This is a genomic window from Sphaerochaeta pleomorpha str. Grapes (assembly GCF_000236685.1).
GTDB classification, from domain to species: Bacteria; Spirochaetota; Spirochaetia; order Sphaerochaetales; family Sphaerochaetaceae; genus Sphaerochaeta; species Sphaerochaeta pleomorpha.
On record NC_016633.1, the window covers coordinates 2,728,814 to 2,750,131 of the forward strand.

Below are 21,318 nucleotides of genomic sequence, written 5' to 3' on the forward strand. Positions count from 1 at the left end.
ACTTCAATGGAAAACATGTTATCTAAAGACATTCTTGAAAGGTTTTTGCGATACGCAGTAATTGATACAATGAGCAATGAGAGTCTTGCATCCGAGAGACATCCTTCTACCGATATTCAGTGGGATCTTCTGCATTTGATCGAATCGGAATTGGCGGGGTTTGGCATCAAGGACATTGTGGAGGATGAGAACGGGGTGGTTGTCGCCCATATACCTTCAAATCTCGACCATGTTGTCCCCACCATAGGATTTATGGCCCATGTAGATACTGCCGACGATGTCATGGGAAATGGGGTTAAGCCCCGGGTCATCGAATCGTATGCGGGTGGTGACATCAAACTCAATGATGAATTCTCAATCCTTGCCGAAGAGAATAAGGAATTGGCAAACTATGTCGGGGAAAAGCTTATCGTAACCGATGGCACCACGTTGCTTGGTAGTGATGACAAAGCTGGAGTCGCCGAGATAATGGCAGTTGCCAACATTCTCTGTTCCGATCCGACAATCAAGCATGGTGAAATCGAGTTGATTTTTACCAGTGACGAGGAAACCGGTGCTGGCATGGATCATTTTCCCTATGACAAGATCCGCTGTGAATATTGCTATACCATCGATGGGGGCAAGCGCTACGAGATTGAGGCAGAATGTTTCAATGCCGCCACAGTCAAGGTGCATTTCTCGGGGGTCAGCTATCATCTTGGAGCTGCAAGGGGTCGGTTGGTAAACGCCCTTACCATGGCTTCTTTTTTTGTGAATGCCCTTCCCCAGGCAGAAAGTCCTGAAGCCACCGATGGTCGATATGGCTATTACTGTGCCCAGACAATAAACGGCAATGCCACCGAGATTGACCTCACCCTCTATCTCAGGGATTTTGAACTTCCTGTCCTGGACCGGAGAATCGATGCTTTAAAAGATTTGGCAAAAGCTACCGAGGCCCTGTATCCGAACGGGAAAGTAACCGTAAACGCAAAGCATATCTATTACAATATGATTTTCGCTGCCAAGGAAAAGCCCTTTGCCATGGAAGCACTCTATAAGGCCGGGGAACGACTGGGGATGAAGCTTGACGAACAGTTGATCCGCGGAGGCACGGATGGGGCAAGAATGGCAAACGAGAGGAAAATACCTTGCCCGAATATTTTCACCGGTGGCCATAACCTGCACTCAAGGTTTGAGTGGGCAGCTCTCCCTGCCATGACCGATAGTGCTTTGTTGGTATTGGAACTGGTAAAAATCGGTGCCGAGGCATGAAAAAATTCTCTTCCTTGTTGCTAGTCTTCGTTGCCTGCCTCCCGCTCTTCAGTGCCGAGGCAAGGATTTTTACACGGCTTTCACCGGCAGATTCCCAGACAACAATCGGGGTTCTCGTGGGAGAAGCAGTGCAACTAGCAACAGAAGAGAGTTTTTTGCCACGTCTTCCCTATCCTCTGGAGGACGACCTTGTCGTTACAATCGGTCCGCTCTCGGTAACCGAGAGCTTTGAAGTCAGCTGTTCCTTGGAATTCTCGTTTCAGGGAAAAATCCTGGAACAAAGGCTTCATGGGCTGGGTAAGGATGCGGCTTCTTTGAAAAAGAATCTGCAACAAGCCCTGTTTGAACAGCTTCGTTATGATGCGTTGACCCTCCTTCCCCCCCCTGATGGTTTGAAACTGGATTATTGCTATCGGTCAAGCTACTCTTCCTTTCTTCCCTCTTCACAGGATTTGCACAGGGGGGATTATGTTGCCGTAGTCGATACGCACGGGACAAAAACAGGGGTTCTGGTAGCTGACAATCTCATCGAAGGGGAGAAACCTTTAGTAAGGTTTCTTCCTTTGTATGGGAAAACCCTGCTCCCTGGGATGAAGCTGGAGAAACTGGCAGGAAAGACTCTTGCCTTGGCTTTGCCGGTTTCCTATCGTGACAATCTGTTTGGTCTTGGAATCGAGGGGGTCTATTCCCAGGATGTTGGGCTCCATCCTTTTCTCTTTTCCCTGAAAGGCTCTGCTTTTTATCGGTTCGATGATTCTTTGGCCTTTATGGCTCTCGCTGGTTTTGAAGTCCACCTGCCTTTGTCCCTGGTATTCGGGGCAACGGGTAGAATGCTCTCTGGCAGTGCCCTGGTGGCCTCTTGTAGGGTAGGGTTGGGTTTTTCCACTACCGAGGCGGATCTATTGTTCGGGAGTGAAGCCGAATTGGCGTACCGCTATCACCTAAGCTCGGCTTGGGCCTTGCAACTGGGAATCTTGAGTAAAAACTGGTCATTATCGGAAGCGAAATATGATGCGGGACTTTCCCTAATTCTCACAACGGCGTACACTTGGTGATACCTATGAAACAGACACATGCTGAAAAGAAAGCAAAGGGAAGAAACGTATTTCTGGCACTTGCCATGGTTTTCCTCCTCTTGGTGCTCGCTTCCTGCTCCTCAATCTCAAACCTCGTACGCTCTTCTGTCGAAGGGGTCCCCTCCTGGGTGTACCAGCCGGAGGCGAAAGTAAACCAGATTGTTTTTGTCGGAAAGGGAAATGCGAATGTTATGTTCAACGCGCGGCTCATTGCCTACGAAGACATACTCAACCAGCTTTCCACGTTTGTAGGGGAAGATGTACTTGAAGCCTATTACCGTGAATTGACTACCACCGATTCTATTGTCGACCTTGGCTTGAAAATTACACATGAATATGAAAAAGTAGACCAGAATGGGTCAAATGCCTATCTCATGGCTACCGCCGAAACAGCTAAAATCGTTTCGAAACGAACAGATGTTTTCAATGCAATGTTGGAACGCGATTCTGCCATAGCCGGTTTTATTGCGGATGCCGAGACTGCCTATCGATCAAACAAAGACGTCGAAGCTGTCAGACTCTATCTCCAGGCAGCTGCAGAATCTTCTACGGGCTTGGTCTCTGACAAGAAATACGAAGTGGATGCGTTGCTTGAGAAAGCGGAGTCGATTATTGCCTCGATGCGGTTTTCCATCGCAAAATCGGACAGTAGCAAGGCAACCTGTACTGTCTATCTGAGAAGAAAAAGCAGGTTGCTATCCCCCAAGGTGTCGAATGCCCCCATCAAGGCAAGCTTTTCGGCACGCAATAGCCTGGGGCGCAATTATACCGACAGTCTTTTATTCAATACTGCAGCCAACGGATATATTACCTTTCTTCCCTACAACAAAGGGATAGCAGGAAGTGGTACCATCATTTTCGGTATTGACCTTGATGACTCTCTCTCATTTCTGCAAGAGGTGCTGACTTCTGAACAGATGCAGAGACTCAAGGATGTGATTTTGGAGAATCGTGTCAGTTTTGCCTATTCCCTTGTTTCCCCGTTGCAGGCATCCGGAATCTTTGCCGATATCCATGAATACTCATCCCAGGGAGAGCTTCTCCCTTCCCATGTTGCAACTGAAGCAATGTGCAATGAATTTTCCATTGACTCAATCTATGTAGAACCTACCTATGTTGTTTCATCTGAGGGTAAAGAGTTGATTTCCGAGATTGGGAAACTTGGCAAGGATGCCAAATTTTTCATGTTGGGAAGGGTAGGGGTAGTCGACGAGCAGCTATTTGGCCAGAAAAACACCGTGGTTGTTTCTGGCACCGTGCAGCTATGGAATCTTGAATCGGGAAAAATCCTTGGGGATACCTTGGATATTGAGGCAGTGGCCTTCGATAATGATCTCTCAAAGGCCCGCGACGAGGCTTTTCGAAAATTCGGAATGATCTCCTCGTATCTTCTCTCCCAGTATCTTTTCTGAATCAACCTCTTTTATATTGTTTGACCAGATTAAGCAGGTCGCCAGGATTGTTGCTTATGATTCCCTCGACTCCGAGTTCCAATAGGGCTTTTGCCTCATCTTTTGAATTTATTGTCCAAGTACAAATCGGGTAGCCTTTCTTTTCGTGGAATTTATGCATGGTTTCTTTTGAAACCTGTTGTTTGTCTGGCTTAAGGTATGAGCAGCGGGCGATATGCCGTCCCCACCCATGGCGGAATACCTTGGGAACTCCTTTCCCCTCATCATAAATTACTGCAGAAGGCAAGGCATGGTGGGTCAATCGGTTGAACCTCAAAATTGAAAAAGGGTTGAACGAACTGATCATGCAATGCTTTTCCAGATTGTAGGCACAGATGGTGTCCCAGGTCTTCTGTTCAAGCCCGATATTCTTTGTATTGGAGGCCTTCAGTTCGATATCATAGTAGAGTTTGTCACCACAAATCTGGAACACCTCGGAAAGCAACGGTATTTGCTCACCTGCATACTCCATTCCTTTATGACTTCCCACATCGAGCTTACGCAATTCCTCAAAGGTCAGTTCCTCGACAATGACATCCTTTCCACTTACTCGTTTGAGGTTTGAGTCATGCACCACAACCAATTCTCCTGTTTTGCAGAGATGTACATCAAGCTCGACACCAGGAATGCCTTTCTCTACACACAGCGAAAATGCAGGCAACGTATTTTCCGGGGCAATCTCGGAATATCCTCGGTGACCGAATAACATCGGCTTGTTAGTTTTTTCAAAAAAAGGTCTCATGCAGGACTCCTTTAGGAATATGACTTCAATAACGCTATTTCACTCGCATAGCAGCTGCTATCGGGCGTTTCCAGAATAAGGGGGATGCCAGAAAAACGCGGGTCCTTGCAGATGAAGGAAAAACAATCCAATCCGATAGAGCCTTTTCCAAGGCTTGCATGCCTGTCCACATGGCTGCCGAGTGCTGATTTTGCATCGTTTAGATGCATCCCCATGAGCTTTTCGAAACCGATGGTTTTCGAAAAATTGTCCATCGTAGCCGAGAAGGTATCCAGTGTCCTGATATCATACCCTGCAGCAAAGATATGGCAGGTGTCGATGCACACCCCCAGCCGGTCCCTGTATTTGCAAAGATGCAGGATTTCTTCGATTTCCTCAAACGTTGAACCAACGCTGGTTCCTTGGCCTGCCGTTGTCTCAAGGACTGCGAATACCGAATCCACTTGCTGGAGGGCTTCGTCCAAGGACTTTGCAACAAGGCGAAGGCAAGTCTGGCGGTCACTTTTGTCTACTGCAGAGCCTGGATGGAAATTGAGTTTGTCCAGACCAAGCAGGACAACACGGTTCAACTCGTCAATAAAAGCATCGAGGCTTTGCTCTCGTTTGTACTGATCGGGGTTTCCCAGATTGATAAGGTAACTGTCATGCGGGAGAATCTGGTGTTTTGTATAGCCGAGTGAGGAGCAGGTTTCTTTGAATAGGGAAGCCTGTTCTTCTTCGATGGGCTTCGAGACCCATTGTCGTTGGTTCTTTGTAAACATCGCGAAAGCTGTCGCGTCAAGCTCTTTGGCCTGGAGTGCAGCCTGTTCCAACCCTCCGGCAATACTGGTGTGGGCACCTACATACAACATGCAAAAAAGGTAGCCTTTCAGACGAGGGTTGTCAATCACCGTAAGTCATGATACTGTTGCTTCTTACAATAGGAGCAACAGTAACATGGGTGCAACACAGTGGTCTTTGGGAAGCATAGTATCTGGGTTTGAACTGGTGGAAATTACTACACTGGAAGATTATAAGGCAACAGGATATCTTTTTCGGCATATTGCGACCAAAATGGAAGTATATCAAGTCGTAAACGATGATACCGAGTTGTTTTTTGGATATGTTTTCAGAACGACCCCCAGCAACGATTACGGGATTGCCCATATTCTTGAACACAGTGTTTTGGCCGGATCAAAAAAATATCCGGTACGCGATCCTTTCATGACCCTTTTGAAGGGAAGTACCAACACATACATGAATGCGATGACCTATCCTGACAAGACACTCTATCCTGCTGCAAGTCCCTTGCGTGAAGATTTCGAGAACCTCTTCAGTGTCTATTCAGATGCAGTGTTTGCCCCCTTGCTTCGTGAGGAAACCTTCCAGCAGGAAGGGGTTCGACTTGTCTGCGACGAGGATAGCTGTCATTTTGAAGGAGTGGTCTACAATGAAATGCTTGGAGACGGCGGAGACCATGACAGCATTGTCGGAAGACAGAGTGTCAGGGCTCTTTTCCCCGATACGCTCTATAGCTATGAATCGGGAGGAATTCCTGAGGAAATCATCAAGCTCGACTACCAGCAATTCCTTTCATTCTACGGAAAATTCTATCATCCCTCCAATTGCAGGCTCTTTCTTTACGGGAAACTTGAAGTTGGGGAAAAGCTGGAGTATCTGGATAATGAATACCTGAGAACATCAGGAATGATAAAAGTCGATGAGATCCCTCCCTGTGCACAGAGTTGGTCTGCTCCAAGGAAATCTACGTTTACCAGTCCCGTTGAAGAAGGGGAAGGTGAGGAAAACTCCTCGGTTGTGCTTTCCTGGGCAACGTCCGAAATCAGCGACCCCTTGGAAATCGTTACCTTGTCAACGCTGGTTGATATCCTGCTTGGCAACCCAGGATCTCCCCTTTACAAAGCTTTGCTTGATACCAAGCTTGGCCTCGATGTCTCCCCCGAGAGCGGTATGAGTGCCGATTTTAGGCAAATGCCTTTTGTCGTCGGGTTCAAGGGGATCAAGCAGGAAAAGGCTGATGAAGCCGAAGCCTGTATCCTTGCCGAAATCAAGAAACTCGTAACTAAGGGCATCGACCGTGAGGTTATAGACGCCTGTATGAAACGAGCACGGTTCAAACTGCAGGAAATACCTGGCGGAGTCCCTTTGGGAATCCGTGCCCTATTACGTTCCCTCCGTGGTTGGATGATGGGCTTGAGCCCCTCTTCTTCAATCGGTATCTCAAAACCCCTCGAGGCTTTGGAGAACGCACTCAAAGAAGACAGCAGGTATTTCGAAAATTGGATGCAAATCCATTTGTTGGACAACCCTCACCGTTGTCTGGTCACCGTTGTCCCTGACAAGGAGCACCAGAAAAGGCAGTTGAGTGCCATTGCCAAATATGCCAAACAGCAGTATGACGCACTTGGCAAAAAAGGATTGAAAACCCTAGCCGAACAAAATGCACATTTTTTGCAATTCGAACAGGATGGTGATACGCCGGAAACGCTTGCAACCGTTCCCCGTCTGCATCTGGAAGACCTTCCCAAGGAAATCAAGACCAATACCTATGAGCATCTTATGCTATCTGGCAGGGATCTCTTTTTCCGTCCCCTGTTCTGCAACGGGATTGTCTATATCGATCTTGCAATCCAGCTTGAGGATTTGAGTGAGCGCGAGCTTATGCTTATGCCTCTGTATCTCAGGTTGGTCCAGATGACAGGCCTTGGAGACCTTACCTATCCGCAGGTAGCCAATATCCTGCGCCACCTTACCGGTGACTTTAGCATGTACCTTGAAAGCGGATCGTCCCTAGACGGTTCTTTTGACCGTATCATGGTACTTTCCCGTACCAAAACCTTGGTTGAGGATTTTCCCGAGGCGATGAAGTTTATCGGGAACTTGCTCCAGAATGCCAACGTCGGTGACCAGGAGCGTATCACGGCAGCCCTTTCTGATTTGAAAACAGATTATGTGGACAATGTCACCTACAATGCACATAGTTTTGCCGCTTTGGCTGCTGCCTCGGTAATGAATACCGTACAGCATGAAGGTGAAGTGCTTTCAGGACTTCACCAGTGGTTCTTCCTGCGGACTATTACCGACGACCAGATTCCCTCGCTCGCTGAGGAATTGCTCTCCTTGCAGAAAGTGCTTTCGAACCGGAATAGATATTCACTTCACTTGACCTGTGATGAGCAATATTATAAGAAGTTGACCAAAACCCTTGAAAAATTCCTGGAGAAATTCCCGGAAGGCGAAGTTCCTGTCCCACGCAAACGCACGTATGGGGATGTAGTAGAGAGCGAACCCCATTCGGTTGCCTTGTACCGGTTACCTTCCACGGTCAGTTATTGTGCCTATGTCATGAAAAGCAGTCCCTGTGGTTCTGCCCTTCAGGCAGCCCAGGTACTGCTAGGTCAGATTCTGAGCGGAAATGAATTATGGGAAGTTGTCCGCGGACAAGGTGGTGCCTACGGGGTGTCTGCCCATGCCGATGTAACAGAACAGTTGTTCCTGTTCACTTCCTACCGGGACCCCCGCATCGCTGGGACTTTGTCTGATTTCAAGAAAGTGCTGGAAACCTATACTGATAAGGAAATTGACTGGAAACATATTGAAAACGCCCTGATCTCTACCGTTGGTGAGGATTTGAAGCCGCTTTCTCCTTCCCAGGAAGCCATCCTGTCCTTTAGAAGGATTCTTTACAATATAACGGATGAGTTCCGGTCCAAGAGACGAACCCAGCTTCTTTCAATCACGGCACAGGATCTCAATGAAGGGGCAAAGGCCTTGATTGAAAATGCAGGGGAAAAGGATTCGTTTGTGGCTTTGGCAGGTGGGCAGCTTATTTCGACCGAGAAGGATAAAAACCCTATTCTCGATCGCCCTTCTGTACGGTTGCCCCTGTAGGGCGTTCACCCCAGATTTTGGCAAGCGAGTTCAGTTCCTTGGGGTCTTTGAGTTTGAGTACTACGCATTGGCGGATGCTTGCCTCGCTCTTTGCGATATCCTCGGCTAAAGCCTTGCAGGTCGGGGCCCCGCAGAGACCGCAGTCGATTCCAGGGAGAACTGCAAGGATTTGGCGAGCCTTTTCCATTTTATGGAGGGCTTTTGCCATATCCTTGTCGAGCTTCATTGTTGTCTTTGGTTTTGGCTGTTCCAGGTACAAATGAGGGCTTAAGCGTTCTGCTTGTCTCAAAATCCTCAACTCGAGTTCCTTCGGAAGTTTTTCCGGGAGACTCAGCGACCAATGCCGCAACCGCTCGATGGCAAGAAAACGATTCCTCACCGTTAAAATTCCCCCGGCACACCCCTGTGCACAGGCTTCGAGCTCGAGAAAGTCAAGGTTGTTGTCTTCTTCCTCCTCCAGTAATTCAAGGAACTCTATGACATTGTGCATCTCATCCACGGCAAGGGATCTGCCTTTGATCGAACTGCATTGCCCCTTTACCAGACACCAGATGGCGGCTTCTGCGCTGCAAAGCGGAAAGGAGAAGGTGGTTTCCGTATCCTGTGCATAGAGCTTCCTGTTTTTGGTCAGGAGGCTGCGTATCATATTATAGGCGGTATCGAAATTGATGACACCCTGGAATAGGGTGTTGTCTTCAGAGCCCAACGTTTTGATCTGTGCTATTTTTGCAGCACAGGGGGTTATATAGAAAATACCGTTTTTTTCGCCCGGCGATTCTGATTCAATTTCGGCTCTGGCAAACAATGCCACTATCTGGGCAGGGGTCCTTTTCCGGCTGAGGTTTTCCAATAGCAGCGGGTAACGAATCTGGATCAAGCGTTGCACTGAAGGGCAATAGTTGCTGATCAGCGGAAGTTCCTGGTTATTTTCCGTTGCCTCCATTAATTTTAGGATATCGACGCCTGTTTCGGCCAGATAGAGGTGAGTAAATCCACAGTCGTAGAAAGCACGGCAAATCTGTTGCTGCGAATAGATTTCAGGAAACTGGGCAAAGAACACCGCTGGGATGATTGCAACCCTGTTGGTATATTCCAGCAATTGCCCGAAAAGACTCTGTTCTATGGCCATCGCATTGTTTGGGCAGACAGCCATACACTGGCCGCAGTCGATGCAACGTTCACTGATTATCTGGGCTTTTCCCCCGGAGATTCTGATTGCACCTGTGGGACAACGCTTCATGCAATGGGTGCACCCCTTACAGAGATCTTCCCTGACATACAGACTGTGGTGGAAGGGCTTTTCGCTCACGAATTTTCTCCCAGTTTGAAATACATGGATATTTTAGTATGGTCGCCTGCTTTCGTGTAGATATCGAGGCAATCACAGTTCTTTTTGATGTTCGACATCCCCATCCCTGCACCGTATCCCATTTCCCGAACTTCGGCACTGGCTGTCGACCATCCATCGGTCATCGCCAGCTCTAGGTCCTCTATTCCTGGACCCGTATCTATGGCCTCGATCGATACCCCTTCTTCCTCGATATTGCAAATAATTTTGCCACCATAGGAATGGGCAATTATATTTACCTCTGCTTCAAAGGTTGCAACGATAATCTGCTTGATTTTTTGCGGAGAAATATCGAGTTGCTTCAACAGACGTTTAATTTCGCTGGAAGCAACCCCTGCAACAGAAAAATCCTTCGAGGGGACGGTAAATTCTTCATGCATCTCAATATACCGGTTCTAACCCTTTTGCATACAGCAGCCCGCTAGCCTTGAAGAGAGAGAAAGGTGTGTATGCCAATGCGATATCCAGTTCCTTTGCCATATCTATCATGCTTTGGCTTGGCCTTTTATTTCTGACAAGCAAAATATTACTGATATCACTCATTTCAGCGGTTCTGATTGACTGGTTGTTTGACAAACCGGTAATCAAGAGGATGTCGTCTTCCAGTAAGGTAAGTACATCGCTCATTAAATCGCTGGCAAAGCCACTTTTTACTTCCTGTTCGAGGTGAGATTCCCCGCAAACCAGAACTCCCTCTACGCTTGCAATGATGTCTTTCAATTTCATGGGGTCAAGTATACCATGTCATGATTCAATGCGGTAGCAAAATACTATTTTTGGCTACTGTTCTTTGCGTCTGTGTTGCTCTTAAGGGGTTTCAACAGGGCAAGCTTCAGTTTTTCCATGAATTCAGATTCGCTTTCCCCATTGGATTGTACCCTCTGCCCCTCAAATAGAGCTTCCAGTGAAATGACTGATTGAAACATATGCAAGGCTTCCCTTTCGCCTTGATCAATATGGCCTTGAATGGCTTTCTGGTCGAAATTCAACGTACCGTTAAAAAAATTGCCCAGAGACTGCTGGGGAATAATCTCCAGGAATCTGGCCTCTGGGAAATGGGTTCTATCGACAAGCCCCTTTTGCGATAGGTGGACGACGATGAACGTGCGTATACCTAATTCGTAGAGGTGACCGACCGGCACATTGTCTGTTACCCCTCCGTCCAAAAACCGCTCAGTACCTATGGTTTCAACGGGGAAAACGAGCGGTAGCGCAGAACTGGCGAGCAAGATCGACTCGGCCAACTTTTTAGGGCAATCATTGAGCAAAAATGACTTGCTTTTCATTTCCGTGCAAGAAAAACAGGTTGCATAGGTTTGGACCCGGCAGTTTGGCAACACAGGATCGGTGGTATGGTTTTCGATAATCTCCCTCATTTTCTCCCTAGAGAAAACCCCTGAGGAAAGCTTGTTTGAGAGAGCGCGCAGGACCTTTTCCTTGCTAAGGTTTGGAAAATCGGAAAAGAGTTTTTTGAACAGCCTTTCACCCTCTTCTTTCTCAAAGGTAAGGATATCCCTCTTTTTTAAGGAATCCCAGACAGCATGGCCGTTTCCGATATCTCCCATGGCGAACATACAGGCATTTACCGCCCCTACCGAGGTTCCCGCAACATGGGTTATCCTGTTTTCCAGGTTGGCTTTTCTCAAAGCTTGCCAGACTCCCAGCTGATAAGCTCCTTTTGCACCACCCCCTGCCAAAACCAAACCGATTCCTTTTGTCTCGTCCATTTGATGAAATTATACGTCCTGATATAAGAAAAACACAAGGAATCCTTTTCCTGCTTGTTCTTTCCTTTCAAAGGCTTTAATCTGGAGAAAGAGGCAGACAATGACAAAAAGTGATAAAACTAAGGCGCTGGGTTGGGCTCTGAACCAAGCAGTGAACCAAGAAGATGTCAAAAAGGTAAAAGCCCTGGTATTCGAGGGAGCCGATGCGAACTTTGTCCCCGATACAACTATTCTGATGCATTGTGCTGCCACTACCTTCAACCTTGAACTGTTCAAGGCAATGATTACCGATATAAAGGTTCTGGAGACAAGAGACTCACGCGGCTGGAATGCCATGATGTATGCCTTGGAGGCAGGGAACCTTGCTGTCGTACGCTTTTGTGTCCAACAGGGAATCCCGGTCAATAATGATACAGACTATGATCAGCCTCTTTCCCTGGCAATTCAAGCCGGGCGGGTAGGCATTGTAAAATTCCTGCTAAAATCGGGAGCGCAGGTCAATGCCGAGGACCTTCTGGGGAGAACCCCTATCATGCATGCACTTGCCAAGGGAAATACCGAGGTTGCCATGATGCTCGTGTCGCATGGATCTGATCTGTATCATACAGACGCCCAGGGGAAAACAGTGCTTTCCTATGCATTGGAAAGTAACAGCCTGTCAGTGATAAAATATTCTTTGGAACTGGCGAAAATCCAATTGCCGTCCAATGTCCTTTTATTGGCAGTCAGGGCAAAGTCAGACCTTGACGTACTCAAATATCTGGTAAGCAAGGGAGCCGATATCCTTTTTGAGAGCAAGGAAGATCTCCCGGGCACCTTGCTCAGGGAAGCTGTGCTTTCCGGCAAGGAAGAAATTGTAAAATATCTTTTGAAACAGGGGGCCCCGATGGGAGAGAATATCCTTGAGATAGCCGCACGCAAAGGCAATCTGGATATTATCAAGCTCATCTACAAATACGAACCTCCCATGGGGAACAGGAAACGGGTTATCGATGCCGTTGTGCAGAGCGGAAGTGTCAAGTTGCTGATTTCCTTACTACCGGAGATCAAGACTATGGGCAGGGATGATCAGTATCATCTGCTTTTCGTTGCCGTTCGTTCGGGAAGCCTGAACATGTTTGAAATGCTCAGGGATGAACTTGACCTTGATGTGGATTGCCAGGACAGCAAGGGTTCCTCCTTGTTATTTGAAGCGGTAATCCTTGAAAAGGAAATACTCCCTCCTGGCAAGACTTTCCTTTCCAACGATGATTTCTCAAGGATTCGCCGCAATGTATCGGACCGTTTTGGACGCTATGAACTCTTGAAAACCTTGGTTGAAAAAGAAAACCTTGAGGTTAACCACACCGATTGCGACGGTGTCTCTGCAATTATGGTTGCAGCGCGATATCTGAATTTCCCTGCTATCAGGTTTTTGGAGAAACACGGGGCAAGCCTCTACCAGAAGGATTCTCGCGATGTGAGTGCAGAAACCATTCTTATGGAAACCAAAATCAGCAAAATCGACCAGCGTAAGCTGGAGAAAGTCATGGCCGAAGGTACGTGTTTAGGAAAAAGACCCTCAATTAGGCGCCACAAATAGGGCGGACGTCGCCTTAACCCATTTTTTACCTTTGAAAAACGGTTTCAAGAAGCTATACTATCCCAAACAAATGGAGGTCTCTCATGAAATATATTGGAGCGTTGGATCAGGGAACTACAAGTACCCGTTTTATACTTTTTGATACAAAGGGGTCGATTGTCGCATCAAACCAGCAGGAACACCAGCAGATATTCCCAGAACCGGGATGGGTGGAACATGATCCGTGGGAAATCTGGGACAATGCCAGCGAATGTATCACCAAGACCTTGAGAAAAGTAGAAGCATCCGGCTCTGATATTTCCTGTGTCGGTATCACAAATCAGCGTGAAACGATTGTTGCCTGGAATCCAAAAACGGGGAAAGTCTGGCATAATGCAATCGTATGGCAGGATCTTCGGGGATCAGAGCTGATCAATAAGCTGAAGGAAACGGTTGACTTGCCTTGGCTTACGGAAAAAAGCGGTTTGATTTTCAGCCCCTACTTTGCAGCCTCCAAGATTGCCTGGTTGCTTGATAATGTGTCTGGTTTGCGCCCGGAAGCGGAGAAAGGGAATGTTGTCTTCGGTACCATCGATACCTGGTTGACCTGGAATCTGACAGGGGGGAAAGCCCTTGTCACCGATGTGACAAACGCCTCACGGTACATGCTTATGAATATCAAGACCTGCCAATGGGATGATGAATTGCTAGCCTTGTTCAGGGTGCCAAAATGTTCATTGCCTACCATCGTTCCCTCTTCTGGCGTAGTCTATGCCAATACCTCTACAAATGGACCTTTCCGTACTGAAGTCCCTGTCTGCGGAATTCTTGGGGACCAGCAGGCTGCCTTGTTTGGTCAGGCTTGTTTTACCGAAGGCCTGGGCAAGAGCACCTATGGAACCGGTTGCTTTTTATTGGTGAACACAGGGACTAAACTCTGCACTTCCAAATTAGGGCTTCTCACCACGGTAGCCTACCAGATAGGGGATGCTAAACCTGTCTATGCCCTGGAAGGGTCTGTGGCTGTCGCCGGGTCGCTGGTCCAGTGGGCCCGGGATAACCTAAAAATTGTAAGTTCCCCACAGGAACTGGACAAACTGGCCACCTCTGTGCCAGACTGCGGAGGTGTCTATATCGTTCCGGCGTTCAGCGGATTGTTTGCACCCTACTGGAGGTCTGAAGCCCGTGGGGTAATCGCAGGTCTTACCGGTTTTGCAACGAGGGCTCATCTATGCCGGGCAATATTGGAGTCCACCGCGTTTCAGGCAAACGATATATTTGAGTCTATGGAGGTTGATAGCGGAATCCATATGACCACCTTGAAAGTTGACGGTGGTCTCACCAACAGTGAGCCACTTATGGAATTCCAGTCAGATTTGCTTGGTATCCCGGTAATCCGGCCCTTGGTTGTAGAGACTACTGCCTTAGGTGCGGCCTACGCTGCAGGGCTGTCTGTAGGTATCTGGAAAGATATGGATGAGTTGGCTTCCTATTGGAAAGAAGATAGGCGCTGGAAACCAACCATGGAGAAAAGTGTCAGGGATAAGAAAATACGATTATGGAGAAAAGCCGTAAGCCGTACCCTCAATTGGATTTCTGTCGATAGCGAAGAACTGGAGTCATAGAATGTGGACTGATGCCCTGCAAAATTTCTTTTCGTTTATTCGTCCTGTCCTGGAAATAGGCGTGCTTGCCTGGTTCTTCTACCGGTTCTACGAAGCGATTGCCCAGACCAAGGCACAGCAGATCATACGGGTGTTTGTCACCCTTTTTTCTGCCTATGCCTTGAGCTATATCCTCAAATTAGAGGTATTGCTCTGGTTCTTCAAGAATATAACGATTCCTACTGCGATTTTTATCTGCATTGTCTACCAGCCTGAGCTGAGGAGATCCTTTACCCAGCTTTGGAGTGGAAGGAGCAGGATATTCCGCATTGGGACGCAGACAACCAGTGGAGACCAGATTGATAGCATTCTCAATGCATGCAATGTGCTGGTAAATAAAAGAAGGGGAGCGCTCATCGTGTTCCCCCGGCGGCTGGGCATCAAAAACATCATAGACAGCGGGACCAGGGTCAACGCAGATCTCTCCACTTCGCTTATCCTGACAGTGTTCGACCATGATACCCCGCTCCATGACGGGGCGATGGTCATTCAGAACGGAAGGATTGTCGCTGCGGGGTGTTACCTTCCTTTGAGTGAACAGACGGATATCAAGAAGAGCTTTGGAACCCGGCACCGGGCTGCTTTGGGCATGGCCGAGGAATCGGATGCAGTCGTGTTGGTAGTCTCTGAGGAGACAGGGGCCATCAGCATGACGTATAATGCCAATCTGTACTACGACCTTGACCCTTTGACTATCAAGCGTATGCTCTTGGCGTTGTTCAGTTATCATGATATAACCCCTGAAGAATTACAGCAGGAGGCATCCTCCGATGAAGCGGAATAAATATTTCCAGAATCTGATCTATGACTGGCCGGCGAAAATCCTCTCGCTTGTCTTTGCCATAGGTATCTACCTGTTTATCCAGTATTCGACAATCGGGGCCAGGGTGGTAACCATTCCCTTGAATGTGACCCTTCCTTCTTCCTATGTTGCAGAAAGCCTGGTTCCCAATTCGGTGGACATCAGTATCAAAGGAAATGATGATATCATCTATCTTATTGATCCTGACTACATTACAGCCTCTATCGATTTTTCGTTTGTAGGGGAAATCGGGATTGCCACCGCCCCGATTGTTCTTGATTATGAGGAGAATGTATTCAATAACGGGGGTATTTTCATCTCTGCGGAACCCTCTCAGGTCCGCATCCTTTTTGGTTTGAAACGGAGTGAAGGTAATGATTGACGGAATCGGTATTGATGTTGTAAACATCGAACGAATGGCTTCCCTTTCCAGTACCGCACTGCATAGGCTTTTCCATGAGGCAGAGGTTGCCAATGCCTTGCTTTTGTCCTCTGCTCCCAGTGCTGTACGAAACGAATACCTGGCAGGCCGCTTTGCCGCCAAAGAAGCTTTGGGCAAGGCCCTGGGGACGGGAATGGCAGGTTTTTCCCCTTCTGAGGTTTGTGTTGATTCTTTGGAAAACGGAAAACCTGTGATGAGACTTTTTGGTAAAGCAAAGGAATTGGTCAAAGATCGTATGGTATTACTTTCTATTTCACATGATAATCCGGTGGCTACAGCCATTGTCCTGTTACAGGAGAATCCCTGATGCCTCGTTCGAATTGGAACCGTCCGCCTCTAGAACCCCTTGCAGAGGGGAAACGCAGGATAATGTTGAAGGTAGCTTACAATGGTTCCCACTACAACGGCTGGCAGAAACAGACCAATGCACATGCCGTGGTAGAGGAACTGGAACTTGCTGTCGAGAAGATGATACAGGAAAAGGTGCTCATCATAGGCAGTGGAAGAACTGACAGCGGGGTACATGCCGTCGGCCAGGTTTGTCATTTCGATGTCGAAAACAAGCGGATTGCAGGCACTTCCTTTGCCCCGGCTCTCAACAGGCTTCTCAACCGGGATATCCGTATTTTGGAAAGTGCAGAAGTGGGGGGTGATTTTCATGCCCGTTACACTTCCATGGGCCGCATGTATCGCTATTATTTCAAGGAAGAAAAGGATATTACCCCGTTTGATGACCATCAAGTGGGCAAAATCCGTGCATTCCCGGATTTCTCGCTATTACAGGAATATGCTAAGGCGATTCAAGGTACCCATGATTTCACTACCTTTACGGCAAGCGGGGATCTTTGTCCCAGCAAGTGGAGGGATATCTATGAGTCCTATTGGTCGTATGAGAATGACCGGTGGGGATCCAAGGTCCTGGTCTATACAATCTGTGGGAATGCTTTCCTCTACAAAATGGTCAGGTCGCTTGTAGGGTCGATGGTAGAGTATGCAGAGAAAAAGAGAAGTGCAAGCGAATTTTCCCAGGCACTGGCAGACAAGGACCGCTTCAAGGCAGGGCGGACCGCAAGTCCCTGGGGGCTCTATCTATTCAGGATTTCCTATGATGAAAACGAATACGCATGGTTTGAGGAGAATAACGATGAATGAAGTGGAAATGAAACGTGAGGCTCTCGCCTCCAGTCTGCAGGAATTCCTCGTTCTTTGTGACCAGTGTGAAGAAATTATTACAGGCAGGCAGAAAGAGAGGACCCCTTTGATGGATTTCTCATCTGTAGTCGATTCCCTCCTTCCTCTACCCATAGACAAGAATTCTACCCAAGGTTGTACTTTGAAGCAGCTGCAACAGATGGTTGACGGGTGTACGCTGTGCAAACTCTGTGAGAAACGAAACCATACGGTGTTCGGCGAAGGGGTTCTTCCTCCCCGCCTCATGGTAGTGGGTGAAGGCCCCGGGGCCGAAGAGGATGCCTCCGGACGTGCGTTTGTCGGACGCGGCGGGGTCTATCTCGATTCCTGGCTTTCCTCGATAGGGCTCTCCAGGACCAAAAACGTATATATTGCCAATATTGTAAAGTGCAGGCCCCCTGAAAACAGAAACCCGGAACCGGATGAGATAGCAGCCTGCCTTCCTTTTATAAAGCGACAGATCCAGCTGGCAAAGCCTGAATTGCTGTTGCTCAGTGGAGCTGTGGCCAGCAAAGCCCTTCTCGAAACTAGTGAGGGGGTAGGCAAGTTGAGGGGGCGGTTTTTCCGTTATGAGGGGATTCCGACGCTGGTAACCTACCATCCTGCAGGAGTTTTGAGAAACCCTGATCTCCGTCGCCCCGTCTGGGAGGATATGAAAAAAATTGCAGCTTTCCTTGAAATCCCCATACCGGGGAGGTCTTGATGCCTAAATTTCTCTCGCTGGTACTCGATATTCCTTTGAAACAGAGTTTTACCTACAGTGTTCCCCCTGACCTGGAGGACCTTGTGCGCGTAGGGCTTCGGGTTATAGTGCCGTTCGGAAAAAGGGAAATCACGGGATATATTGTTGATGTTCTGGAAACCTTCGAGGCAGATTACCAACTCAAGCCAATAAAGCGAATCGTCGATAAAGAACCGCTCTATGGGAAACATGAAGTGGACCTTGCCCAGTGGATGTCCCGTTTTTATCTGTGCAGCCAAGGTGAGGCGTTAAGCATGATGATCCCTGGGGGCAGGCGTGACAGTGGAACCCCAGCTCTTGAGAGTGAGGATGATTTGACTATCGGCTCTGTGAAGGATCTTTCAGCGGAGCAGGCTGCTGCTATAGAGGCTATTCTCTCAGGATCCCATCCTATGTTTTATCTGTATGGCATAACGGGAAGCGGGAAGAGCGAGGTATTCCTGCGCTGTGCAGAGGCAATGATAGAGAAAGGGAAGCAGGTCATCTACCTGGTTCCCGAAATAACGTTGACCCACCAACTTGCACGGCAGGTAGTTAACCGGTTCGCAGGCAAAGTGGCTATTCTCCATTCTGCCTTGACCCCAAGCCAGCGCCTTGCCCAGTGGAAAAAAATCAAGAGCGGCGAGGTAATGCTGGCCATTGGAGCCAGGAGTGCGGTCTTTGCTCCCTTTGAGAACCTGGGACTGGTCATCATCGATGAAGAACACGAGAACAGCTACAAAAGTGGCAATACTCCCCGCTACCATGCACGGCAGGTGGCCCAGAGGCGATGTGTTGAAATGAAAGCCACGTTGGTTATGGGAAGTGCAACCCCTTCGCTTGAGGCTTGGAGCCTGATGAAAGAGGGGAAGCAGATGCGCTGTCTCCGCCTCGATAACCGGGTAGGGGGGGGAGTCCCCCCTCAAGTTGACGTGGTGGATATGAAATTCGAGAAAAGGACGATAAGCCGCTCGCTGCAGGAACAGATGAAATTGGTTCTGGCAAAAAAGAAACAGGTTATCCTTTTCTTGAACCGGCGAGGGTATTCCTATTTTTTCCATTGCAAGAGCTGTGGGTATGAAATGGTTTGCCCCAACTGTACGGTATCCTTGACCTACCACCGGGAACACAACGAGATGGTCTGCCATTATTGCGGGTACCGGCGCAAACCAATTGATGTGTGCCCCGAATGTCATTCCCTTGATGTCGGGTATAGCGGGTTCGGGACCGAGATGGTCCAGCAGGAAGTACAGCTTCTTTTTCCCAATGCCTCTATCGCCCGGCTCGATACCGACAGTGCGAAGGACAAAAAGCACATGGTTTCGGTACTTGATGATTTTCGCAACGGGAAGATAGATATTCTGCTCGGTACCCAGATGGTGGCAAAAGGGTTGAATTTCCCTTCTGTCGAGCTGGTAGGGATTGTCCTGGCAGACAGCGGCATGAATATCCCCGATTTTCGTTCCCAGGAGAGGACTTTTTCGTTATTGATGCAGGTTTCTGGCAGGGCAGGCAGATACAATGACCAGGGCAAAGTCATCATCCAGACCTTCCACCCGGAAAATGCCGCGGTTGCCTATGCAAAGGTCGGTGACGTGGATGGGTTTTTCGACCAGGAACTGCTTATGCGCAAGGAAACCGGGTTTCCACCGTATAGCCGGTTGATCAATCTGGTAGTCAGGGGACGCAACCAGGAAAAAGTCATCGCCCAGGCAGCTTGCCTTGAAGCCCTTTTGGAAGGGCTGGCTTCACAGATTACTGTAGAGGGAGCCCCAACAGTCCTTTGTAACTGTGAGTGCCCCTTGGAAAAGATTGCCTCAAACTGGCGTCACCATATCCTGGTAATGGGTACTGAGGCCTCTCTGGCACATCGTCTGGTTGCAAGTGCGCTCCATCAATACACTGCCCCCTCGGGCATCTATATTGAAGTAGATATGGACCCCCTGCAACTGTTGTAGCGTTGACGCTTTGACCTTTGTCTTGGTATCATAGACTAACTATGTTAGATATATATACACTCGGAGAAGAGGTACTTGAGCAGAAGTGCCAGCCGGTAACCAAATTTGACAGTGGACTGCGCGTCCTCGTCAATGCAATGTTTGAAACGTTGGATGAAGCCGATGGAGTGGGCCTTGCAGCCCCCCAGATCGGGGTGTCCAGTCGTTTGTTTGTTATCAATATCCGCAACGTTGAGAAACGTGCGTTTGTAAACCCACAGATAATCGAGACCTCTATAGAAACCAGTTCCGCCGAAGAGGGTTGCCTCTCCATCCCCGGTGTCTGGCATGATGTAGAGCGCCCCGCGCAGGTTACGGTCCAAGCCCAGGACATTGAAGGAAAAGCCTTCGTTATCAAGGCTGAAGGACTCCTTGCCCGCGCTATCCAACACGAGAACGACCACCTTAATGGGATACTGTTCATCAATAGGTTGCCCGAAGTTGAGAAAGAGAAAGTCGTAAGGGCCTATGAGCGGAAGACTCGCTCGAAAAGGAGAGTCAAACCGTGAGGATCCTGTTTGCAGGTACTCCCGAGATAGCAGTCCCGACTCTTCGTGCCCTCCACCAAGCCTTTGGTGTTTGTGCAGTCCTTACCAATCCCGACAGGCCTGGGACCAGGGGAAATGCCTTGGTCCCTTCCCCTGTAAAGGTAGCAGCTTTGGAACTTGGTCTTCCGGTATTGCAACCGGAGCATCTGAAGTCCGAAGCGCGAGACCTTATTTCTTCCTATGGGTGCGATACGCTCGTCTGTTTTGCCTATGGAAAGCTGTTTGGACCTAAATTTCTTTCCCTTTTCAGTGGAGAGACTTTAAATATTCATCCTTCGCTCTTGCCCTTGCTCCGTGGTTCGTCCCCCATTCAGGGAGCTATCCTGAATCAATTTTTCAAGACCGGGATTAGCATTCAGCGCATTGCCTCCCAGATGGATTGCGGGGATATTGCAGCTACTGAGGCATTTGACTTAGTCGGTAATGAAACGACCCAGTCCTTGACCGATATCGTCAAAAAAAAGGCTGCCCCTTTGGCAGTGGAAACCTTGCAGAAAGTGAAGGACGGGACAGTATCCTTCACCCCGCAGAATGGCGAGAGTTCGTATACCCAGATGGTAACCAAAGAAATGGCGGTTATCGACTGGTCCCTCCCTGCCAAAGAAATACATGCCTTGATTCGTGCCATGCTCCCATGGCCAAAGGCGACAACCCGGTTCAAAGGGCAGTCCTTGCTGATTACCTCAGTACAAGGCATCCTTTCTGATGCAGGTTTAGAGGAGGTTCCCTCTTCTGTTGTTGCCGGAACGGTCGTGAAAAGCCAAAAAGGCAAAGGTATTGCCATTGCAACAGGGTCGGGCCTGCTTTGGGTGGACCGTATGCAATTGGAGAAACGCAAAGAGATGGACTGGCAGTCTTTTCTCAATGGCAATAGGGATTTCATAGCATCAAAATTAGGATAACAGG

General features: G+C 48.5%; 20 protein-coding genes. 14 read left to right on the plus strand and 6 right to left on the minus strand.

The features are described 5' to 3' along the window. Positions 1–15 precede the first annotated feature (15 nt). Genes pepT through SPIGRAPES_RS12415 form a run of 3 tightly spaced genes read left to right on the plus strand, consistent with a single transcriptional unit; the run spans position 16 to position 3,739 of the window. Positions 16–1,251, plus strand: a complete 1,236-nt coding sequence (gene pepT / locus SPIGRAPES_RS12405) for a peptidase T (RefSeq protein ID WP_245535502.1) — start codon at positions 16–18, stop codon at positions 1,249–1,251. Beyond that, on the plus strand, positions 1,248–2,306 hold the full coding sequence (locus SPIGRAPES_RS12410; RefSeq protein ID WP_014271091.1) for a hypothetical protein: 1,059 nt from the start codon (positions 1,248–1,250) through the stop codon (positions 2,304–2,306). Before pepT ends, SPIGRAPES_RS12410 begins: the two co-directional genes overlap by 4 nt. A 5-nt stretch (positions 2,307–2,311) precedes the next feature. After that, positions 2,312–3,739, plus strand: coding sequence for a hypothetical protein (locus SPIGRAPES_RS12415; RefSeq protein WP_014271092.1), 1,428 nt, complete (start codon positions 2,312–2,314; stop codon positions 3,737–3,739). A 1-nt stretch (position 3,740) separates the two neighbouring features. On the opposite strand, the gene SPIGRAPES_RS12420 is transcribed toward SPIGRAPES_RS12415, so the two are convergent. Together SPIGRAPES_RS12420 and nfo are read right to left on the minus strand one after the other, a co-directional pair. Then, positions 3,741–4,520: a glycerophosphodiester phosphodiesterase gene (locus tag SPIGRAPES_RS12420; RefSeq protein WP_014271093.1), complete on the minus strand. Its 780-nt coding sequence runs from the start codon at positions 4,518–4,520 to the stop codon at positions 3,741–3,743. Positions 4,521–4,531: 11 nt separating this feature from the next. Beyond that, positions 4,532–5,371: a deoxyribonuclease IV gene (gene nfo, locus SPIGRAPES_RS12425; protein WP_014271094.1), complete on the minus strand. Its 840-nt coding sequence runs from the start codon at positions 5,369–5,371 to the stop codon at positions 4,532–4,534. 85 nt (positions 5,372–5,456) lie between these two features. On the opposite strand from nfo, the gene SPIGRAPES_RS12430 reads away from it, so the two are divergent. Then, positions 5,457–8,411, plus strand: coding sequence for an insulinase family protein (locus SPIGRAPES_RS12430; protein ID WP_014271095.1), 2,955 nt, complete (start codon positions 5,457–5,459; stop codon positions 8,409–8,411). Here the strand turns inward: SPIGRAPES_RS12430 and SPIGRAPES_RS12435 are convergent. From SPIGRAPES_RS12435 to SPIGRAPES_RS12450, 4 genes are read right to left on the minus strand one after another with little or no spacing between them, the layout of a single operon-like run. Next, positions 8,374–9,720, minus strand: coding sequence for a [Fe-Fe] hydrogenase large subunit C-terminal domain-containing protein (locus SPIGRAPES_RS12435; RefSeq protein ID WP_014271096.1), 1,347 nt, complete (start codon positions 9,718–9,720; stop codon positions 8,374–8,376). The genes SPIGRAPES_RS12430 and SPIGRAPES_RS12435 overlap by 38 nt on opposite strands. After that, entirely contained in the window at positions 9,717–10,139 is a 423-nt protein-coding gene (locus tag SPIGRAPES_RS12440; RefSeq protein ID WP_014271097.1) for an ATP-binding protein, read from the minus strand. Before SPIGRAPES_RS12440 ends, SPIGRAPES_RS12435 begins: the two co-directional genes overlap by 4 nt. 1 nt (position 10,140) lies before the next feature. Next, positions 10,141–10,485, minus strand: coding sequence for a DRTGG domain-containing protein (locus SPIGRAPES_RS12445; protein WP_014271098.1), 345 nt, complete (start codon positions 10,483–10,485; stop codon positions 10,141–10,143). Positions 10,486–10,529: 44 nt separating this feature from the next. Next, positions 10,530–11,486, minus strand: coding sequence for a patatin-like phospholipase family protein (locus SPIGRAPES_RS12450; RefSeq protein ID WP_014271099.1), 957 nt, complete (start codon positions 11,484–11,486; stop codon positions 10,530–10,532). Between the two features lie 100 nt (positions 11,487–11,586). On the opposite strand from SPIGRAPES_RS12450, the gene SPIGRAPES_RS12455 reads away from it, so the two are divergent. The 10 genes from SPIGRAPES_RS12455 to fmt all read left to right on the plus strand — a co-directional run bounded on the left by SPIGRAPES_RS12455 (position 11,587) and on the right by fmt (position 21,314). Then, entirely contained in the window at positions 11,587–13,068 is a 1,482-nt protein-coding gene (locus tag SPIGRAPES_RS12455) for an ankyrin repeat domain-containing protein (RefSeq protein WP_014271100.1), read from the plus strand. Positions 13,069–13,151: 83 nt separating this feature from the next. After that, entirely contained in the window at positions 13,152–14,672 is a 1,521-nt protein-coding gene (glpK, locus tag SPIGRAPES_RS12460) for a glycerol kinase GlpK (protein WP_014271101.1), read from the plus strand. 1 nt (position 14,673) lies between these two features. Beyond that, positions 14,674–15,495 carry a diadenylate cyclase CdaA gene (gene cdaA, locus SPIGRAPES_RS12465; RefSeq protein ID WP_014271102.1) on the plus strand — a complete coding sequence of 274 codons (822 nt, stop codon included), beginning with the start codon at positions 14,674–14,676 and terminating at the stop codon, positions 15,493–15,495. Beyond that, the gene (locus SPIGRAPES_RS12470) at positions 15,482–15,895 is read left to right on the plus strand and encodes a YbbR-like domain-containing protein (RefSeq protein ID WP_014271103.1); all 414 of its coding nucleotides are present in this window, start codon (positions 15,482–15,484) and stop codon (positions 15,893–15,895) included. Before cdaA ends, SPIGRAPES_RS12470 begins: the two co-directional genes overlap by 14 nt. Continuing rightward, on the plus strand, positions 15,888–16,262 hold the full coding sequence (gene acpS, locus SPIGRAPES_RS12475; RefSeq protein WP_014271104.1) for a holo-ACP synthase: 375 nt from the start codon (positions 15,888–15,890) through the stop codon (positions 16,260–16,262). Before SPIGRAPES_RS12470 ends, acpS begins: the two co-directional genes overlap by 8 nt. After that, a complete protein-coding gene (gene truA / locus SPIGRAPES_RS12480) occupies positions 16,262–17,107 on the plus strand; it encodes a tRNA pseudouridine(38-40) synthase TruA (protein ID WP_014271105.1) in 846 nt (281 codons plus the stop codon). The genes acpS and truA overlap by 1 nt, the downstream gene beginning before the upstream one ends. After that, a complete protein-coding gene (locus SPIGRAPES_RS12485) occupies positions 17,100–17,849 on the plus strand; it encodes a uracil-DNA glycosylase (protein ID WP_014271106.1) in 750 nt (249 codons plus the stop codon). The genes truA and SPIGRAPES_RS12485 overlap by 8 nt, the downstream gene beginning before the upstream one ends. Then, complete coding sequence (gene priA, locus SPIGRAPES_RS12490) at positions 17,849–19,825, plus strand: replication restart helicase PriA (protein WP_014271107.1); 1,977 nt, start codon at positions 17,849–17,851, stop codon at positions 19,823–19,825. Before SPIGRAPES_RS12485 ends, priA begins: the two co-directional genes overlap by 1 nt. Positions 19,826–19,866: 41 nt before the next feature. Further along, positions 19,867–20,373, plus strand: a complete 507-nt coding sequence (gene def, locus SPIGRAPES_RS12495; RefSeq protein WP_014271108.1) for a peptide deformylase — start codon at positions 19,867–19,869, stop codon at positions 20,371–20,373. After that, positions 20,370–21,314 carry a methionyl-tRNA formyltransferase gene (gene fmt / locus SPIGRAPES_RS12500; RefSeq protein ID WP_014271109.1) on the plus strand — a complete coding sequence of 315 codons (945 nt, stop codon included), beginning with the start codon at positions 20,370–20,372 and terminating at the stop codon, positions 21,312–21,314. The genes def and fmt overlap by 4 nt, the downstream gene beginning before the upstream one ends. The last annotated feature ends 4 nt before the right edge of the window (positions 21,315–21,318 follow it).

Excerpts from the sequence above, each read along its gene's own strand:
- SPIGRAPES_RS12455 (WP_014271100.1), top strand. The coding sequence starts at position 11,587 with ATGACAAAAAGTGATAAAACTAAGGCGCTGGGTTGGGCTCTGAACCAA.
- SPIGRAPES_RS12420 (WP_014271093.1), bottom strand. The coding sequence starts at position 4,520 with ATGAGACCTTTTTTTGAAAAAACTAACAAGCCGATGTTATTCGGTCAC.
- SPIGRAPES_RS12485 (WP_014271106.1), top strand. The coding sequence starts at position 17,100 with ATGAATGAAGTGGAAATGAAACGTGAGGCTCTCGCCTCCAGTCTGCAG.
- SPIGRAPES_RS12445 (WP_014271098.1), bottom strand. The coding sequence starts at position 10,485 with ATGAAATTGAAAGACATCATTGCAAGCGTAGAGGGAGTTCTGGTTTGC.
- def (WP_014271108.1), top strand. The coding sequence starts at position 19,867 with ATGTTAGATATATATACACTCGGAGAAGAGGTACTTGAGCAGAAGTGC.
- SPIGRAPES_RS12415 (WP_014271092.1), top strand. The coding sequence starts at position 2,312 with ATGAAACAGACACATGCTGAAAAGAAAGCAAAGGGAAGAAACGTATTT.
- cdaA (WP_014271102.1), top strand. The coding sequence starts at position 14,674 with ATGTGGACTGATGCCCTGCAAAATTTCTTTTCGTTTATTCGTCCTGTC.
- glpK (WP_014271101.1), top strand. The coding sequence starts at position 13,152 with ATGAAATATATTGGAGCGTTGGATCAGGGAACTACAAGTACCCGTTTT.
- SPIGRAPES_RS12440 (WP_014271097.1), bottom strand. The coding sequence starts at position 10,139 with ATGCATGAAGAATTTACCGTCCCCTCGAAGGATTTTTCTGTTGCAGGG.
- SPIGRAPES_RS12430 (WP_014271095.1), top strand. The coding sequence starts at position 5,457 with ATGGGTGCAACACAGTGGTCTTTGGGAAGCATAGTATCTGGGTTTGAA.
- pepT (WP_245535502.1), top strand. The coding sequence starts at position 16 with ATGTTATCTAAAGACATTCTTGAAAGGTTTTTGCGATACGCAGTAATT.
- priA (WP_014271107.1), top strand. The coding sequence starts at position 17,849 with ATGCCTAAATTTCTCTCGCTGGTACTCGATATTCCTTTGAAACAGAGT.
- nfo (WP_014271094.1), bottom strand. The coding sequence starts at position 5,371 with ATGTTGTATGTAGGTGCCCACACCAGTATTGCCGGAGGGTTGGAACAG.
- SPIGRAPES_RS12470 (WP_014271103.1), top strand. The coding sequence starts at position 15,482 with ATGAAGCGGAATAAATATTTCCAGAATCTGATCTATGACTGGCCGGCG.
- truA (WP_014271105.1), top strand. The coding sequence starts at position 16,262 with ATGCCTCGTTCGAATTGGAACCGTCCGCCTCTAGAACCCCTTGCAGAG.
- acpS (WP_014271104.1), top strand. The coding sequence starts at position 15,888 with ATGATTGACGGAATCGGTATTGATGTTGTAAACATCGAACGAATGGCT.
- SPIGRAPES_RS12410 (WP_014271091.1), top strand. The coding sequence starts at position 1,248 with ATGAAAAAATTCTCTTCCTTGTTGCTAGTCTTCGTTGCCTGCCTCCCG.
- SPIGRAPES_RS12450 (WP_014271099.1), bottom strand. The coding sequence starts at position 11,486 with ATGGACGAGACAAAAGGAATCGGTTTGGTTTTGGCAGGGGGTGGTGCA.